Annotated in this window: 13 protein-coding genes and 2 pseudogenes; 8 read left to right on the top strand and 7 right to left on the bottom strand. The window is 51.4% G+C overall.

Annotated features, from left to right (window positions below):
* Positions 1-55 precede the first annotated feature (55 nt).
* Both uxuA and NAL19_RS04910 read right to left on the bottom strand, forming a co-directional pair.
* A pseudogene (uxuA, locus tag NAL19_RS04915) lies at positions 56-1,240 on the bottom strand (mannonate dehydratase); the annotation flags it as partial.
* 300 nt (positions 1,241-1,540) lie between these two features.
* Positions 1,541-2,275, bottom strand: coding sequence for an FCD domain-containing protein (locus tag NAL19_RS04910; protein WP_225087174.1), 735 nt, complete (start codon positions 2,273-2,275; stop codon positions 1,541-1,543).
* 210 nt (positions 2,276-2,485) lie between these two features.
* Here NAL19_RS04910 and NAL19_RS04905 point away from each other — a divergent pair, with 210 nt between their 5' ends.
* The 5 genes from NAL19_RS04905 (at position 2,486) to NAL19_RS04885 (ending at position 7,594) form a co-directional block, all read left to right on the top strand.
* A complete protein-coding gene (locus NAL19_RS04905) occupies positions 2,486-3,679 on the top strand; it encodes an alpha/beta hydrolase (protein ID WP_263058919.1) in 1,194 nt (397 codons plus the stop codon).
* A 410-nt stretch (positions 3,680-4,089) separates the two neighbouring features.
* Positions 4,090-5,334, top strand: a complete 1,245-nt coding sequence (locus tag NAL19_RS04900; RefSeq protein ID WP_263058918.1) for a SpoIIE family protein phosphatase — start codon at positions 4,090-4,092, stop codon at positions 5,332-5,334.
* A 13-nt stretch (positions 5,335-5,347) separates the two neighbouring features.
* Positions 5,348-5,902 carry a SiaB family protein kinase gene (locus NAL19_RS04895; protein WP_225087171.1) on the top strand — a complete coding sequence of 185 codons (555 nt, stop codon included), beginning with the start codon at positions 5,348-5,350 and terminating at the stop codon, positions 5,900-5,902.
* A 1-nt stretch (position 5,903) separates the two neighbouring features.
* Positions 5,904-6,620, top strand: a complete 717-nt coding sequence (locus tag NAL19_RS04890; RefSeq protein WP_263058917.1) for a SiaC family regulatory phosphoprotein — start codon at positions 5,904-5,906, stop codon at positions 6,618-6,620.
* Positions 6,621-6,700: 80 nt separating this feature from the next.
* Positions 6,701-7,594 (top strand): LysR family transcriptional regulator, encoded by an 894-nt coding sequence (locus tag NAL19_RS04885; protein ID WP_263058916.1) that lies wholly within the window; start codon positions 6,701-6,703, stop codon positions 7,592-7,594.
* On the opposite strand, the gene NAL19_RS04880 is transcribed toward NAL19_RS04885, so the two are convergent.
* From NAL19_RS04880 to NAL19_RS21775, 5 genes and pseudogenes are all read right to left on the bottom strand, one after another.
* Complete coding sequence (locus NAL19_RS04880) at positions 7,591-8,316, bottom strand: sulfite exporter TauE/SafE family protein (RefSeq protein WP_263058915.1); 726 nt, start codon at positions 8,314-8,316, stop codon at positions 7,591-7,593. The genes NAL19_RS04885 and NAL19_RS04880 overlap by 4 nt on opposite strands.
* Before the next feature lie 662 nt (positions 8,317-8,978).
* Positions 8,979-10,064: a lytic murein transglycosylase B gene (gene mltB / locus NAL19_RS04875; RefSeq protein ID WP_263058914.1), complete on the bottom strand. Its 1,086-nt coding sequence runs from the start codon at positions 10,062-10,064 to the stop codon at positions 8,979-8,981.
* A gap of 136 nt (positions 10,065-10,200) precedes the next feature.
* Entirely contained in the window at positions 10,201-10,542 is a 342-nt protein-coding gene (locus NAL19_RS04870; RefSeq protein ID WP_225087166.1) for a zinc ribbon domain-containing protein YjdM, read from the bottom strand.
* A 120-nt stretch (positions 10,543-10,662) separates the two neighbouring features.
* Entirely contained in the window at positions 10,663-11,511 is an 849-nt protein-coding gene (locus NAL19_RS04865; protein ID WP_263059663.1) for an EAL domain-containing protein, read from the bottom strand.
* 72 nt (positions 11,512-11,583) lie between these two features.
* Positions 11,584-12,086 (bottom strand): annotated as a pseudogene (locus tag NAL19_RS21775) (CSS-motif domain-containing protein); the annotation flags it as partial.
* Between the two features lie 574 nt (positions 12,087-12,660).
* On the opposite strand from NAL19_RS21775, the gene NAL19_RS04855 reads away from it, so the two are divergent.
* The 3 genes from NAL19_RS04855 (at position 12,661) to mutS (ending at position 17,868) form a co-directional block, all read left to right on the top strand.
* Positions 12,661-13,290: a glutathione S-transferase family protein gene (locus NAL19_RS04855; RefSeq protein WP_263058913.1), complete on the top strand. Its 630-nt coding sequence runs from the start codon at positions 12,661-12,663 to the stop codon at positions 13,288-13,290.
* 386 nt (positions 13,291-13,676) lie between these two features.
* On the top strand, positions 13,677-14,909 hold the full coding sequence (locus NAL19_RS04850) for a DUF711 family protein (protein ID WP_225087163.1): 1,233 nt from the start codon (positions 13,677-13,679) through the stop codon (positions 14,907-14,909).
* 394 nt (positions 14,910-15,303) lie between these two features.
* On the top strand, positions 15,304-17,868 hold the full coding sequence (gene mutS / locus NAL19_RS04845) for a DNA mismatch repair protein MutS (RefSeq protein ID WP_263058912.1): 2,565 nt from the start codon (positions 15,304-15,306) through the stop codon (positions 17,866-17,868).
* Positions 17,869-17,896 lie beyond the last annotated feature (28 nt).

The following is a 17,896-nucleotide window of genomic DNA, read 5'->3' as shown; positions in this document are numbered from 1 at the left end:
GACGCATCCATCGTCAACAGACCGTGCTTATTCAAGCACGGTCTGTTTCATTTCATTATCCTTGCTGCAATTCGGTAAACAGCGTGCGCTTCAGCGCCAGCTCAACACCACGCAGTTCCGCTAGCCCTTTCAGGCGACCGATTGCCGAGTAGCCAGGGTTGGTTTTCTTTTTCAGATCGTCCAGCATCTGATGCCCGTGATCTGGGCGCATCGGGATCGGACGACGATCGCCCGCCTTTTGGCGCCGCAGCTCTTCCGCCAGAATGGCCTTGATAATCGCCACCATGTCCACATCCCCCTGTAAATGCGCCCCTTCATGGAACGTCTTGGGATTGTCTTCCCGACAGGTGGCACGCAGATGAGTGAAATGCACGCGATCGCCAAATGTTTCCAGCATCGTAACCAAGTCGTTATCGGCCCTTACGCCATAAGAACCTGTACAGAAGGTAAAGCCGTTGTGAAGGCTATCAACCGTCTGTTTCAACCAGCGCATGTCGTCAATCGTAGACATCACGCGCGGCAACCCAAGAATCGGGCGTGGCGGATCATCGGGGTGAATGGCCAGACGAATACCGACAGCTTCCGCAACAGGCACAATCTCACGGAGGAAATGCCCAAGGTGCTCACGCAGTTTCGCATGGTCAATACCGTCATATTCCTCCAAACGTCCGCGGAATTGTTCCAGCGTATAGCCCTCTTCAGAGCCCGGCAGGCCTGCGATAATGTTCCCCGTCAGGCGCGCAATCTCTTCTTCACTCATCGCACGGAAGTAGTCGGCAGCCTGTGCCTGTTCATCCGCCGTGTAATCTTTTTCGGCACCGCGACGCTGTAGGATATGCAGTTCAAAGGCCGCAAAGGCAATATGATCGAAACGCAGCGCTTTTGCGCCATCCGGCAGAACATACTCCAGATCGGTTCGCGTCCAGTCCAATACGGGCATGAAGTTATAGCACACCGTATCGATCCCGCACTGCGCCAGATTGCGCAGCGATTGCTGATAGTTGGCGATATGCTGCTGATACTTCCCCGTCTGGGTTTTGATCTCTTCATGAACCGGTACGCTTTCCACCACCGACCAAACCAGCCCTTTCGCTTTCAATTCGGCTTTGCGCTTTTCAATCTCTTCAACCGACCAGATTTCACCATTGGGAATGTGGTGTAGTGCCGTCACCACGCCAGTCGCACCAGCTTGCCGCACGTCATCCAGTGAGACAGGATCGTTCGGGCCGTACCAACGCCAGGGTTTGTTCCATACTGAGTTACCTTTTTTTCGTCAAGTGAGAGAATTGTCTTTTTCACTTTTTTTTCATCAATAAATGAGGAAAAGACTACCTCACCGGGGCAGGCTGTCAAACGAAATGCACAAATTGATTGACCAATTACACAAAAAATTCGTTTTTTGGCCTAACATCATGCCAATAAGACTAAAAAAATGAAGAGAAAATCAAAAAAAGGTTATTTGGTCTGATATCTTTTCTCTCCGCACACCGATGCGATGCCGGAGAGAAAATCCAGACGGGAAAGAAAATGCAAAGCGCAATCAGGATTCCAGGCGGGAAGGAACAGACTCGAACAGGTAGCCGTCGAATGCCGGATCGTCCACATTCGAGATTTCCAGCAGTTTAATTTTTACGTTCTCCAAATGCTGCCACATTGCCTGACGCGCCATATTCACATCACGACGAGACACGGCACGCAGGATCTGTTCATGATCGTCCAGCCACTGGCGCTGATAGCTAAAATCCTCGGTATGAGAATGAATGCCTTGCCACATTGGGCTGCGTTTACGCGCCTGCCACACCTCATACACCATATTGGCTAAGACGCTGTTTTGGGTAGATTGCGCCAGCAGGCAATGGAATTGTTCATCGGCACTTTCATCCACGCTGCCGTTTTCAAGCGATGTCCTTTCTTGTTCAATGGCCTGTCGCATTTTCACAATGTCGCTTTTGGTCGCCTGCATCGCGGCAAAGGCGGCCACTTCACCTTCCAGCAGTTGGCGCGCCTGCATCAGCTCGAAGGGACCATATCCGCTGTCCACTGCGCCCTCTTTCCCCTGCGCGGCCGGCAGTTGCATGACATAAACACCAGAGCCTTTACGCACCTCAATCAGCTTTTCTAATTCCAGCATGATCAGCGCTTCACGCACCACGCTACGGCTGACGTTGTAGGTTTCAGCAATATCGCGCTCGGGAGGCAAACGGTCGCCAATCTGATAGTTGCCCTTCAGAATTTCCGCGCGGAGATTGTCACCAATCTGCTGATATAAACGCATACCGCCATCCCTTTATTCAACATCGGCCATCGCAATATTGGCCTGACCAAAAGACAGAAAAACGCCCAATTTGTCTGAAGTATAACATGAAGCCCCACTAAGCCGCACGTTGAGCGCCATGCTTGCCAAATAATTTCAGATATAGTGTTGTCGAAACGCCATTACCCGTTCGCGATCGGCTTGATGCTGCCAAAGAGGCAAGGAGCATAAATGACAATAAACGTATTCCGGTTCGTGTCGTGGACAACCTGCAAGCAGGTCATGACAGGTTTGTTTGCCATAGGTGGCGTACTTTTTATGGTGGGATGTAACAACACGCCTCGCGACATCACACCATTAGGACAAACGTCATTCGAGCGTTACCAGCAAGATACGGCGAGCTGGGTCGCGCAGCATCGCGCTTTCCAGACCACGGATAAACAGCTGGAATTACGCTGGAACACGCCCAGTGAAACTCGCCCCGCCGGCCAGCCGCATAAGGCCATTTTGCTGGTGCACGGGCTAGGTGACTCACCCGGTTCATTTATCGACATTACGCCGCAACTGGTCGAACAAGGCTTTCTGGTCAGAACCGTATTGCTACCGGGACATGGCACCCGACCGTCAGATCTGTTGCACGTCACCGTCGATGACTGGCGCAAAGTGGTCGCCGAGCAGGCCGCCATCCTCAGCAAAGAGGTCGATGAGGTTTATCTGGGTGGCTTCTCCACTGGCGGCAATCTGGTGCTGGAATACGCGTTACAACACCCGGAAATCAAAGGGCTGGTATTATTCTCCCCCGCGATTAAATCCAACGAAAAATACGACTTCATGGCTCCGGTACTGTCCGTATTTACCGACTGGCTGATGCCGCCGCGCCCCGGCTATCCGCAGCAGTTGGCAACCCGCTATATGCGCGTGCCAACCAACGGCTTCGCTCAATATTATTATTCCAGCAGCGGTGTGCGTTCAGAGCTCGCCAAAAAACCTTATGACAAACCGGTGCTAATCGTGCTGGCAGAGCATGATTCCGTCGTTGATACGGCTTATGTTGTCGACGCGTTCGATAAGCAGTTTACCAACGCGCGCAGCCGCCTGATCTGGTATGGCGATCGCCCTGCCGGTGTCCATTCCTCACGCGTGTTGGTGCGGACAGGTTCGCTACCTGAATGGCGCATCAGCCAGTTCTCGCACATGTCGCTCCTGTTTTCGCCAGAGAATAAGGAATACGGTAAAACCGGTGAGATTGTCATCTGCGCCAACGGCCAACCCCTGAACGACCTGAAAACCTGTCAGGATCGCAGCACGCTGTGGTATTCCGACTGGGGATACGTGGAAAATGGCAAAACCCATGTACGCCTGACCTTTAACCCCTATTTCGACTGGCAAAATCAGATCATGGCCAACGTCCTGCACACGCAATAGCACGAGCCCCCTAAATAATTCGAGTTGCAGGACAAAACGTTATCGTTTTGAACAACACGAAGTGTTGACCCTTCAGGGCGAGGCTCATTTATGTGCCTCGTAACGCGGCAACCGCGCGACAAATCGGTTATAAACCGATTTGAACAGCGCTAGCGCTGGCCCGAAGGGTGAGCCTCATTTATGAGGTTCATTAATCCCCAGGAGCTTACACCGGTAAGTGACTGGGGTGAGTAAGGACAAACCGGCTTAGCCGGTTGAACGCTGCTTGCAGCGGCCCGTCAGGGCGAGGCTCAGATATGAGCCGAGTATTGCCAACGCATCTGCGGCTTGAAGTATGACGGGGGCTGTCATCATTTGGTCATCAAGGGCAGGTATTTTTCCTTAAAGACAAATCTGCCCAAAGATTAACCATGATCGCTATGCCCGTTCATTGCGCCCGACCGCTCCTCCGGGGTACACCGGTGGCGCGAGATCTTTGCATTCCGTTGCCGGACGTTTCCCCTAACACCGACAACGCCACCGTATTGCAGTTATTTAGTAAAAATAAAGAGTGGGTTAGCCTGCCTGTCGTTGAGGATGGACGCCCTTTCGGCTTAATCAACCGCCACATTTTTCTCTCGCAAATGTCACGGCCTTTTTATCGCGAACTGTACGATAAAAAGAGCTGCATCGCGTTTATGGATAAAAACCCGCTGATTGTTGATGCGCTGGCGTCGTTAAACGACGTCGCCGATCAAACGGTGATCACGGGTGATAAATCGCTGACGGATGGCTTTATGATCACCGAGAACGGGCGTTATATCGGTATCGGGCTGGGCATCGATCTGATTAAGGCCGTCTCCGATATGCACCTGCGCCAGCATCAGCAGATTATGCAGAGTATCGAATATGCCAGCGTGATTCAGGCCGCGATGCTGACGACGTCAACGCAGGCGATGTCCCGCACGCTTGCGGACTGGTGTTTGGCCTGGGAACCGCGAGACTGTGTCGGCGGTGACTGCTATGCCTTTAAAACCTATCAGAATGGCTGGCTTGCTGCTGTCGCAGACTGCACTGGACACGGCGTACCCGGCGCATTTATGACGCTGATTTTCTCTTCCGCATTGGAACAGGCGCTGACCCAGCACGGTCCGATGCTGCCTGCGCAGCTATTACAAACGATCAACCGCCATATTAAAGATACGCTGGGGCAGCGTGACGAGACGCGCCAGCTTTCGGCCTCTAACGACGGTTGCGATGCCATGCTGATGTTTTGCGACATGACGCGCAACACGCTGACATTTGCCGGCGCGAGGATGCCAGCCTTCATGCTGCAACGCCATACCGGGCAACTGACACCACTCCAGTGCGATCGTATGGGGATCGGCTATACCGAAACGCCTTATGACTACCAATGGTCGAGCTACGAATTGCCGCTTCATGATAACGATATGTTTTTTACCACCACGGACGGATTGACGGATCAAATTGGCGGAGAAAGCAGGATTATGTTTGGAAAACGCCGGCTACAGGAGCATCTCCAGCACTATCAACACCAGCCGATGCGTGAGCTGGCTAACCAGCTCCTGTCGGCACACAAGATCTACCAGGGCGATCAGACCCGACGAGACGATTTAACATTTTGGGGCTTCCGACATTGTTCGACTTTTGTTTAATCAGGCAGGCAGAATGATGCCAAACATCAAATACACTGAATTTTTCACGCCCTCGCACCAGCATGACATCACGCTGTATTACGTGGGCTATTTTTCACAAAACATCATCAGTTCACTGGCTGAAACCATGCGGCTACAGCTGGAGAAAAAACAGCTTCCTGCCGGTATCCGTCGCAGACTGTTCTCTACCTTCGTCGAAATGGTGCAGAACATTACTCGCTATTCCGCCGCCCCGCTAACGGCGCTCGATCAGCCCGTCGAGGTCCGTCATGGTTCCGTCTGTCTGGGTTACGAAAATGGGAAATACTTCCTGCTGTGCGCCAACCCGGTACACCCCGACGATGTCGAGACGCTGCGGGGACGTCTTGAACCGCTGCGCGGTATGACACTTGATGAAATCCGCCTCGCCTATAAGGCCTCTCTGCGCGATGAAACCCCGTCATCAAGCAAAGGCGCGGATATGGGGCTGTTGACCGTCGCGCGTGATGCCAGTGAGCCACTCCAGTTTACGTTTCGGGCCGACGCATCAACGGGGCTATCTACGTTTTATCTGAAGGCAATCATTTGACATGAAAAATATAACGACCATAAGCAACCTCCATATTTCGGGGACATCCTGTACCCCAACTGTTGATTTTCACTTTGACACACACCGTCTTTATCTTTCCGGCGAGTCTTATCCTGAGAATGCTGCGGCGTTTTACCGCCCGCTGCTTACGGAGATTCAGGCGTATCTGCACACGCTGACGACCTACGCGGAAACGATGCCGCCGGACAAGGCGCTGCCGAACATCGAAATTCACGTCTCCCTGATTTATTTCAACAGCTCCAGCACCAAGATGCTGTTCAGTTTATTCAACCTGCTTAACCAGGCTGCTGAACAGTCGCTATCGATTGCCCTGTATTGGTATTACGACAAAGACGACGACATTGCGGAAGAATTTGGTGAAGAACTGCGCATTGACTTCCCTGCCGTGATCTGCGATCTGGTATCACGCGTGCAACACGTGCTGAATACCACAAGCAGCATTGGTCGCGTCGGCGGTGAGGAGTTCACCATTCTGCTGGAAGGACATACGCTCATGCAGGCCGTCTCGCTCGCCAGCCGCCTTCATCAGGATCTCAACAGAATACCGCTCAGCGTACTGCCGCAACAGCGCGTTACCGCCAGCTTCGGTGTCAGTTGGGCACCACAGAAAACCAGTTTCGATGCACTCTATGGCGCAGCGGATGCCGCACTCTATCAGGCCAAGGAAAAGGGAAGAAATAGAGTGGAATTTCAGTAAGTCGCGGGCTGGGCGATTGCCCTCGCCCTGACTCACGACCATAATAGTGGGTATCGGCTCCTCCGAGACAGACTCCCGCTATGCGATTCGATTTAACCGATCTCCGGCTGTTTCTCAATATTCAGAAAGCAGGCAGTATTACCGGCGGCGCGGCGGCGTCCAGCCTGACCGTACAGGCCGCCAGCGAACGCATCCGCGGCATGGAAGACGAACTTGGCGTACCGCTGTTATGGCGCTCAAAGGCGGGCGTCTCACTCACCGACGCAGGATTTTCTCTTGCGCACCATGCCCACATCATCCTGCGTCAGGTCGATCACATGCGCAGCGAATTACATCAATACAGCAAGGGGTTGCGCGGCCATATTCCGCTGTTGTGCAACTCTGCGGCACTGAATGAATATTTACCCGCTCTGCTGGGTCACTATCTGGTGGTCTGCCCACAGATATCCGTATCGGTGAATGAAAAACTCAGCCGCGATATCGTCAACGCTATCCGCAATCAAACCGCCGATCTCGGCATTGTGGCCGACTCCGTGCCGCTCGATGGACTGGAAACCCGCCGGTTCCGTCAGGATGAACTGGTGGCTGTGGTACCCCGCGCCAGTATCTGGTCTGACGCCTCGCAGCTTACCTTTTCCGATATTGCCGACGCCGAATTTATCGGGCTTAGCGAAGGCGCGGCGTTACAGGAGCACATCGACGAGCACGCCAGAAGGCTGGGGAAACGCCTGAATTACCGCGTGCGTCTTGCCAGCTTTGATGCCGTTACGCAGGTGATTCACAGCGGTATCGGCATTGGCATTCTTCCACGCCATGCCACACAGCGTATGATGGAGCGGCTAGCTATCCGCACAGTCCCACTGTCAGACGACTGGGCGACACGTAATCTGGTTGTCTGCGCCCGCCAGTTTTCCGCGCTGCCCGGCTATGTTCAGGACTTCGTCACGTTTATTACGACAGAGAACGCCGCTTAAAGCAGCCCACGCATGGCCATGTATCCACCCAGCGCCATCAGCCCGATGAAGAAACAGCGCCGGAAAACCTGCTCGCTGATCGCGTGGCGCAGGCGTTGCCCCATCATCATGCCCAGTAGCGCGGGAATCAGCGCCAGCATCGACTGCCAGAGATCGATACCCTGTAGCCCGATCCCCTGCATCAGTTGTAACGCCAGCCCCAGCGTGGAGACGGTAAACGCCAGCCCCAGCGCCTGTACCAGATCGTTTTTATTGAGCCGCAGGCATTGCAGGTAAGGCACAGCGGGAATCACGAAGACGCCCGTTGCCGCCGTGATAGCCCCAGTGATGTAGCCCACCAGAGGCGACAGCCAGATTTCATGACGACCGGGCTGCGGCAACGTCGTCGCTATCATTCCCCATAGGCCGTAAACCACCAAAATGCCGCCGAGCGCCGCACTCGTACATGACGATGAAGAGGTTAGCGTCGGCAGGCCATTCCAGAGTGTCCCAATGATAATCCCGGCAAACAGCGTCCAAAACCGTTTAATCAGGCTGAGAAAAGCGGGGCCACAGGCGAGCTGCCAGATGTTGGTCACCAGCGAAGGGACTATCAGTAACCCTGCCGCGCTGGCGGCGGGCATCACCAGCGTTAACAGCCCCATCGCGATTGTCGGTAACCCCAGACCAATCACGCCTTTCACCATCCCAGCCAGCAGGAACACCACCATCATCGTCGTCATTCATCGCCTCGGTTTGCAACGCCATAGGAACCCCCTATGCAGGAATAGTCCAATGATGCAGCAAAGCTGTCGATGCGGATTGTATTGAGGGTGATTCAGGGAAAATTTGAGGCAAAGGGAGCATTAGGAAGAGTGAGATTTCGCATCGCATGCGATGCGGCGATTGCTCATGGGGTTGTCGTTATCTGGCGTAAAAAATTATGCGGCGGTGGGCGTGACCGCCGAGTGAGCGACAGGACGTCGCGAAAGCCAGTGCCGCGTAGGGAACGCGTCACTGGCGGCTCGGTTAGCGGTCACGAACGCCGATGGCACCGCGCAGCGGCATAATTTATGCCAGAAGCCTGGGTTCGCAGGGCGGCGGCGACTGAGCGCCCTGCGTCGGGCGCGTATACGGTATAGCATATGAATAGCAGCGTTATGGCGCACGAAACTGTCTCTGCGTCTGCATTGGAAATATGACGAAGAGACAGCCTGTAAAGGGAAAATCTTAGTAGCAGAGATTGCTGACAAAGTCCGAGAGCGGGAATAACGGATAGATCGTAAAGACGCTGTGAATACATCCCTGTACGCTCGGATTGCGCCATCCTTGGCGCAAACGCTTTACTCTTCTATTCCGTTACTCCCGTTTTCATTCGGCAAATAGGTTTGTCAACGGTCTGAGCTTAGTAGCTCTGATTCTGGCGAGCGCGGCCTACGGCTTCACCCAGTTGCCACACGGCCATCGCGTAGTGCGTGCTGTGGTTGTAGCGCGTGATGGTGTAGAAATTCGGTAATCCGTACCAATATTGATAGCCCGTACCGATATCCAACCGTAGCAGGCTGGCTTCACTGTATCCCGCCAGCGAATGCTGTGGCGTTAATCCCGCGGCCTGTAGTTCGGTGAGCGAGTAACGGGTATTAAAACCATTCGCCAGCAGCGGTGCCTGACCGTTTGCCTGCACCGCCACAGGGGCACCCTTCACCCACCCGTGCGCTTTGAAATAGTTGGCTACGCTGCCAATCGCGTCCACCGGATCCCACAGGTTAGTATGCCCGTTGCCGTCGAAATCCACCGCGTAGTTCTTGAAGGAGGAAGGCATAAACTGCCCATAGCCCATCGCCCCCGCGTAAGAGCCGCGCAGACTGAGCGGGTCGTTGCCTTCTTTACGCGCCATCAGCAGGAAGGTTTCCAGCTCGCCCGCAAAGTAATCGGCACGTCGCGGGTAATCAAACGCCAGCGTTGCCAATGCATCGATGATACGTGTTTTCCCCATCACTCTGCCCCAGCGGGTTTCAACGCCAATAATGCCGACGATGATCTCAGGCGGGACGCCATAAATATTCTGGGCGCGCTGTAATGCATCCTGATATTGATTCCAAAACGCCACACCATTCTGCACGTTGTCTGGCGTAATAAACTGGTTGCGGTAGCGGTTCCAGGCACCGTTCGGCCCTGAAGGCGGACGCGATGTCGGGGCTTGTTTATCCATCAGGCGAATGACCCAGTCCAGGCTCTTCGCCTGCACCAGCACATCATGCAACTGCTGGCGATTAAAGCCGTGTTCCAGCACCATTTTATCGACAAACCGCGCTGTAGCGGGGTTAGTCGCAAAATCACCGCCTAACGGATGGACATTGTGTGCCGGTTCAAGCAGGAAACCGCCTTTAAAAGGGTTACCTGAAGGCGCTTCTGCGGGGGGAGGAGCCGGCTGACTGCTACAGGCCGAGAGCAAAACAAGCAGAGGGAGAAAACGAACCAAATGACGCATCAGATATCCGTATAGCCAGGTAAGAAATCAATACCCGCTATGGTAAAGGATTGTCTGATGTGAAAAAACCAGCCGGAGGTGAAAAAGTGCCGCGCGCCGACCAGATGACAGACCGGCGCACGCCATCACACACGAATCAGTTTTTCTTCACAAACTCGGATTTCAGCTTCATCGGGCCGAAACCATCGATTTTACAATCAATATTGTGATCGCCTTCAACCAGACGAATACCCTTCACGCGGGTGCCGATTTTCAGCGGGGTGGAGCTGCCTTTTACTTTCAGGTCTTTAATGACCGTTACCGTATCGCCATCCGCCAGCAGATTGCCGTTAGCATCTCTGACCACTACCCCCTCATCCTGCGCCGCCGCGTCATCTGTTGCGGACCACTCATTTCCGCATTCCGGGCAGTTGAACATTTCACCTTCTTGCCAGGTATATTCAGAACTGCATTTCGGACAATGAGGTAACTGTTGCATGATAAACTCCTGAAAAATTCACAATAAAAAAGTAATAAATATCATTAGGTAACTGCAATATTTTCGATATTTTACCCTTTTATGCATATTTTTGATAGTGAAGCAGCGTTTATCGTGACTTTACTGCCCATCTGACACCGTTTCGCCCCTTGCCGCCAGAAACGCCATCAAGGCTTCTTGCGTTAGCGCTTTGGAATACAGCCAGCCCTGCGCATAAGCGACGCCCAGGCTTTTCAGATAGGCTTCCTGAACCGGGGTCTCAATCCCCTCGGCAACAATATGCAGATTAAGACAGTGCGCCATGCTGACAATATGGGACAGCACAATATCGGTCGGCGAGTGATCATTAATATTCCCAACAAAGGACTTGTCGATTTTAAGCTTATTGGCTTTTACCCGCTCAAGATACGACAGCCCGGAATACCCGGTCCCAAAATCATCAATGGCGACATCAATGCCTTGTTGTTGATACAGCTCCACCATCGGTGCCGCTTTCTGCGGTTCGATCATGGAGGATTCGGTTAATTCGACATTAACATTGGCACCCTCGAGATCGTGCGCCGCAATATGTTCGACGAGATAATTGAAAACGGATATGTCTTCAAACTCCGCCGCTTCAAGATTGATGGAGACAAACATCGCAGGGTAACGTTTCTTCAGTATGCTGGCCGTTTGTAGCGCCTCATTAATGACGAAAAACGTTAGCTCCTTCATTAGCCCAACCTGACGAATCATGGGAATAAAGGAGTCAGGCGTAATCAGGCGCCCGTCCGCATGACGCCAGCGTATCAGCGCTTCACATCCCACGATCTGAGCGGTATCCAGTTTAATAATCGGCTGATAATACAATTCAAATTCTTTTTGCTTCAGCGCCTGATTGAAAACATAGCGCGGACTCTGAATGGCCAGTGATTTTTTAGAGATGAGTGTAGATAGAATCAGGGAAAGCAGTAGAAAAACGGGCAACACGAAGAGAAAAATCTTTAGGTAGAATGAGAAACTTGTAGCGCGATCCGCACTCACGACCAGAGCGAGATCGCTATTGGACAGCGGTTTCTGAACGTAGTATTTATCGCCAATATAAAATCTATCGGGGTTATTTCCCCCCGCAATCAAGCGAGAATACACATCGCTACTCATCAAATCTGACAGGATAACCCGCCCATCCCGCTTGTTTTTCTCCAGCAATGCATATTGGATATTGTAACTGTAGGAAGGGACATCCAGAAATGAACGTGGATTCAACACCACAAGATGACGCGTTGCGCCAACATAAATCATCGTCTTATTTTGTTCAGCGGACTTTCAATTTTGTACCAGATATCATAGCGATTTTCATAGCGGAAATCGGGCACGGGAAGAAACATGGTACGAATTTCGTTCAGCATCGAAGAACAGCGAGGCCGATTCCCATCAATATAAACCACGTCCTGAATATAATCATTGTCGTAAGCGATCTTACGCAGTAAACCCAGATGCAGATTATCACAATAAGGTGGAATATATGTTTCTAAAACATCGAGTGCGGACGTCGCCTGCAACATTATTTTTTCGGCATGTTCAACCGTGACGTTAGAAAAATTATCGACTTCACTTTCAAACTGTCTGAGCGTGAACGTTGAATAAACCGTAAGCACCAATGCAAAAAGCGATGCCAGAATAAAAAGCAGGCTGGCGGACAATAAGAAAAAATTTTTCTTAAAATAGAGCGTTTGAAAATAGGCTAGCAGGCTTTTTTTCATAGGAGCGACGCGTCATTATCACGAGAAACTCAACATAGCACACAACCTTCCCCCAGCATGTATCGATATCTCAAATAATTCTGATTTTAAGACATTGGTGACTGTCGCATTCTGCGCATCCTCTCAGGCAAAGATCCATACCGACACCGTCTCGAGCCAGTCGATGCACGTGGTGCGGCGATCGCTGGCCATGTTTTTGGCCATCACTCATGGTCATCATTACCTCATAAAAATATTTATATCCCCTCAAAAATAGCCTTGTTAGCCGCAAACCACCGGAACCGCTACTCTGCTGGTATGACATGGAACCCACACAGGCGGAGGAAACCACATCATGGCGACTCGCACTCTTCATCAGAATTTAAGGAAAAATAATATGGGATTAACATTGCACCATCTTAATGATTCACGGTCTGTTCGTATCCTCTGGCTGCTTGAGGAAGCAGGAATACCTTATGAACTCGTCAGATATCAGCGGGATGAAAAAACGCACTTAGCACCGGCCTCATTAAAAGCGATACATCCTTTGGGTAAATCGCCGTTGATTGAAGAAGAGGGCAAGATCATCGCGGAATCTGGCGCTATCGTTGAATACCTGATCAATCGCCATGCTAAACACCTGGCTCCAGATGTAAGTGAGGCCGAATACATTGACTATCTTCAGTGGATACACTTCGCGGAAAGCTCCGCCATGCTGCCAGTGTTATTAAAGATCTTTGGCGAATTTGAAAAGAATACCGGCACCACGCTAAATTTCCTTGAGAGCTACGCCGACAACGAATTCGAGAAAGTCTTTTCATTTTTAGACAACATGCTGTCTGCAAGAGAATTTATCGTGGGTGATAAGCTGAGTGGTGCGGATATTATGCTGGGCTTCGTGATTAATACCGTCGTAGAACGACTCGTTCCCGGAGAACGATTCCCGAATATTCAGCGCTACTCACAACGTCTGAAAAATCTGCCTAGCTGGCAGAACGTTCAGGACATTGAGTCGCGCACAGAATAAGGAATCAGCGCGAGGCATCACTTATTTAACAGGCAAGCTTGCGAGCCGCCTCGCGCACTTAAGCACTAGTGGAAAAATCGAATACGCGTCCTTATCCCAGTCATCTGCTACATTGCAAAGAACTGACCTTATGTTTGATAACGTAGTGGTGAGTATCCAACGTGGGGATGACCTCATGTTTTGTCTAAGGCCTCGGCATCCCTATCAAAATCAACAACACGCTATTTTCAAGATCATGGATAAGATCCCACATACATATTAATGCGTATGAAAAGCAAGACGTGTCGCCATGCACACCAAATGCCATTGTATTTGTTTTGCTCTGCCGGGTAGGATGATATGACAGAACCCCCCAATGTATGGCAATAGTTTCCAGGGAGAATCCAGTGGGTTATAAAGAGAAAGCACTTTGTAAAATACGGACTGTGACAGCATTTCTATCATTAAGTCACGATAAAGAGAGTTGGCAGACAGAAATTAATAAAGCCTCAAAATTTTTATCAGATTTAACGGCAGAGTTTCAACGTCACCACTACACGGTACAGTCCATTCGCATTGTTACCAATCCATTTGGGGAATATCTCGACCTAAACAGTATAGAGAATGCCCGAGCTGATTTACACTATATTAGCAAATTACTGGCTCACAATAATCAGTCAGGAATAAGGGTAAGATTTGCTATTGGTGAAGCAAAAACCACAAGAGAAATTGAGATGCTGCCTGATCTCATTAATGAGTTTGGCGATTTGTGCAATGCCTGTGTAAATATCCCTTTAGATGATTGTGGTATTGTCGACAATGAGCTTATTAAGACTGCCGCATCATGTGTGAAAAAAATTAGTGTAATAACCCCACGAGGCGAGGGAAATTTTAACTTTACAGTCAACTTCAATTGTAAACCACTAATACCTTATTTTCCGGCCGGATATCATCAAAAAGAATTAGGGGATTGCTTTGTTATTGGTCTTGAAACCCCCGATCTGCTGGTTAATACATTAAAAAACTTCAATAAACAGAAAGGTACAAAAAACCATAATCAACTGTTCAGTAATTATTACACCGTCCTGAGCACAGCCCTTCAGTATCATATATCAGCAATTCAACATATTATTAACCATGCAAAAATGGATTTTCCCTTTACGTTTTCAGGCTTCGATAGTTCGGCTGCACCCTCTAAAAATTGTGCCAGTATGGCCGAAGTCTATGAACAAATGGGGGTCGAATACTTTGGAGCATCAGGCACTGTCGAAGTATCAGGATTATTAACTAAGGTATTTAAATCAGTAAAAGAGACTGAGTTGGTGGGGTTTTCTGGGTTAATGCTTGCATTAACTGAAGATCAAGGTTTAGCTGATGGATCTGTAAAATCAAATTTTGATATTCGCTCGTTGCTGACTTACAGCGCTGTTTGTGGAATTGGGCTGGATACCGTTCCTGTTCCCGGTGATGTCTCTATTGATAAACTGTCAGCCCTAATGAGAGACACAGGGACGATGGCTTTTCGCTTAAATAAACCGCTTACTGTTCGAGTCTTCCCTGTTCCTGGTATGCAGGCGGGTGATATCACCAACTTTGAAAGTGATGACTTATGTAATTGTGCGGTGTTGGCTGTACCATAACGTTAAAAAGATAATCTATTTGGCGGGATTTAATACCGTCAAATAGGCTCATTGATTTAGCAGAAACGCTCTAATGCTAAGCTCAGCAGCATTGATTTTCATGAATTAATTATTATTGACCTGATACCTCTTCATGGCAAACTTGCGAGCCGCCTCGCGCGTTCGAGCAAATCGGATACGCATCCCTGATTCAGTCTGGTAACGTCGTCTGACGCCAAATAACGGCCACCAGTGGTAAGATAGCGCATTCACGGGTGATGTTTTTCATCTGTCAGCCAGTATACTTCTGGCATTCCATTTCAAGGCTCAGGTGACACGCCATCAGCACGGTTGACCATCAAACCCTGCACCATCACCTGAACGAACAAAAGCGTTAAGACTGAGTAAAATCAATATGAAAGATTCTACCGACAAGGATTTCACTGCCCACACCCCCATGATGCAGCAGTACTTTAGGTTAAAGGCTGAACATCCGGAAATCCTGCTGTTTTACCGCATGGGCGATTTTTACGAGCTGTTCTATGACGATGCCAAGCGGGCTTCTCAACTGCTGGATATTTCTCTGACGAAGCGCGGCGCTTCCGCAGGGGAACCGATACCGATGGCTGGCGTTCCCCACCATGCCGTTGAAAACTACCTTGCCAGACTGGTGCAAATGGGCGAATCCGTTGCGATCTGCGAACAAATTGGCGACCCGGCCACCAGCAAAGGCCCGGTAGAACGCAAAGTAGTACGTATCGTCACGCCGGGAACCATCAGCGACGAAGCACTATTGCAGGAAAAGCAGGACAACCTGCTGGCCGCTATCTGGCAGGATAGTCGGGGATTCGGTTATGCCACTCTGGATATCAGCTCTGGACGCTTTCGCGTGAGCGAGCCTGCCGATCGAGAAACCATGGCGGCCGAATTACAGCGCACCAACCCGGCGGAATTACTCTACCCTGAATCCTTCGAATCCATGGATTTGATCGAAAACCGTCATGGACTACGCCGTCGTCCGCTGTGGGAGTTTGAACCGGATACCGCACGTCAGCAGTTGAACCTGCAATTTGGCACCCGCGATTTGACGGGTTTTGGTGTAGAACAGGCGAAGCTCGCGCTGCGCGCCGCCGGATGTCTGCTGCAATACGCGAAAGACACTCAGCGCACCTCACTGCCGCATATCCGTGGGATTACCATGGAGCGCCAGCAGGACGGTATCATCATGGATGCGGCCACCCGCCGTAACCTTGAACTGACGCAAAACCTGTCCGGTGGCGTGGAAAATACGCTGGCTGCCGTCTTGGACTGCACCGTAACAGCGATGGGCAGCCGGATGCTGAAGCGCTGGATTCATATGCCCAGTCGCGATATTGATGCGCTTAAGCAGCGCCAGCAGGCTATCAGCGCGTTGCAGGACATCACGCCCGATCTGCAACCCTCTCTGCGACAGGTCGGCGATCTGGAACGTATTCTGGCGCGACTCGCATTGCGCACGGCACGCCCGCGCGATCTGGCACGTATGCGCCACGCCTTCCAGCAATTTCCCGATATTCGTGAGCAGCTTGCACCGCTTGATATTGACTCCGTTCGCCGTTTAGTCAGCCTGATTGGGCAATTTGATGAATTACGAGACTTGCTGGAACGCGCAGTTGTCGAAGCTCCGCCCGTGCTGGTTCGTGACGGTGGCGTCATCGCGCCAGGCTACAACGCGGAACTGGACGAGTGGCGTGCGCTGGCTGACGGTGCCAGCGACTATCTGGACCGTCTGGAAATTCGTGAACGCGAAAAGCTGGGGCTTGATACGCTGAAAGTCGGTTTCAACGGCGTACATGGCTATTACATTCAGGTCAGCCGTGGTCAAAGCCATCTGGTGCCGATTCACTATGTGCGCCGCCAGACGCTGAAAAATGCCGAACGCTATATCATTCCCGAGCTAAAAGAGTACGAGGACAAGGTTCTGACCTCGAAGGGCAAAGCGCTGGCGCTGGAAAAAGCACTTTACGATGAGCTTTTCGATCTGCTGTTGCCTCATCTGGCCGAACTTCAGCAAAGTGCAGCCGCGTTGGCCGAACTGGATGTCCTGACGAATCTGGCCGAACGCGCCGATACGCTCAATTACGTCTGCCCGACGCTGAGTGATAAACCCGGCATCAAAATTACGGGCGGTCGTCACCCTGTCGTCGAGCAGGTGCTTCGTGAACCGTTTATTTCGAACCCGTTGTCGCTGGCACCACAGCGTCGTATGCTGATTATCACCGGCCCCAATATGGGCGGTAAAAGTACTTATATGCGTCAGGCCGCACTGATTGTGCTGATGGCGCACATCGGCTGCTTTGTGCCTGCGGATCAGGCGGTCATTGGCCCCGTCGACCGTATTTTCACCCGCGTGGGTGCCGCAGACGATCTGGCTTCTGGTCGTTCCACCTTCATGGTGGAAATGACAGAAACGGCAAATATTCTGCACAACGCCACGGAAAACAGCCTGGTATTGATGGACGAAATCGGTCGCGGAACCTCAACCTATGACGGCCTGTCGCTGGCATGGGCCTGCGCCGAGAATCTGGCGAACCGCATCAAAGCGATGACGCTGTTTGCAACGCACTACTTTGAACTAACTACCCTGCCGGAAAAAATGGAAGGCGTTGTGAATGTGCATTTAGATGCGCGCGAACACGGCGATACCATTGCCTTTATGCACAGCGTACAAGATGGCGCAGCCAGCAAAAGTTATGGCCTTGCCGTCGCCGCACTGGCTGGCGTACCGAAAGAAGTGATTAAACGCGCACGCCAGAAACTGAAGGAGCTGGAAACGTTATCGAATAATGCGTCATCAAGCCATATCGATGGTGCGCAGTTAGCGCTGCTGAGCAATCATGAGCCGTCTCCGGCAATGGAAGCGCTGGAAACCATCGATCCTGATGCGCTCACCCCACGTCAGGCGCTGGACTGGCTTTATCAGCTAAAGAAAATGCTCTAACCCGAATTAGAGTGAGGCAAATCGATAC

The organism is Pectobacterium sp. F1-1 (assembly GCF_025643735.1).
Taxonomy (GTDB): Bacteria; Pseudomonadota; Gammaproteobacteria; order Enterobacterales; family Enterobacteriaceae; genus Pectobacterium; species Pectobacterium colocasium.
Note: the sequence above shows the minus strand (reverse complement) of the source record. Positions and strands in the feature narration are given on the sequence as shown.

Bases quoted from the DNA above. Each gene is read 5' to 3' on its own strand.
- NAL19_RS04910 (WP_225087174.1), bottom strand. From the start codon at position 2,275: ATGCGTTTATATCAGCAGATTGGTGACAATCTCCGCGCGGAAATTCTG.
- NAL19_RS04905 (WP_263058919.1), top strand. From the start codon at position 2,486: ATGACAATAAACGTATTCCGGTTCGTGTCGTGGACAACCTGCAAGCAG.
- NAL19_RS04900 (WP_263058918.1), top strand. From the start codon at position 4,090: ATGATCGCTATGCCCGTTCATTGCGCCCGACCGCTCCTCCGGGGTACA.
- NAL19_RS04895 (WP_225087171.1), top strand. From the start codon at position 5,348: ATGATGCCAAACATCAAATACACTGAATTTTTCACGCCCTCGCACCAG.
- NAL19_RS04890 (WP_263058917.1), top strand. From the start codon at position 5,904: ATGAAAAATATAACGACCATAAGCAACCTCCATATTTCGGGGACATCC.
- NAL19_RS04885 (WP_263058916.1), top strand. From the start codon at position 6,701: ATGCGATTCGATTTAACCGATCTCCGGCTGTTTCTCAATATTCAGAAA.
- NAL19_RS04880 (WP_263058915.1), bottom strand. From the start codon at position 8,316: ATGACGACGATGATGGTGGTGTTCCTGCTGGCTGGGATGGTGAAAGGC.
- mltB (WP_263058914.1), bottom strand. From the start codon at position 10,064: ATGCGTCATTTGGTTCGTTTTCTCCCTCTGCTTGTTTTGCTCTCGGCC.
- NAL19_RS04870 (WP_225087166.1), bottom strand. From the start codon at position 10,542: ATGCAACAGTTACCTCATTGTCCGAAATGCAGTTCTGAATATACCTGG.
- NAL19_RS04855 (WP_263058913.1), top strand. From the start codon at position 12,661: ATGGGATTAACATTGCACCATCTTAATGATTCACGGTCTGTTCGTATC.
- mutS (WP_263058912.1), top strand. From the start codon at position 15,304: ATGAAAGATTCTACCGACAAGGATTTCACTGCCCACACCCCCATGATG.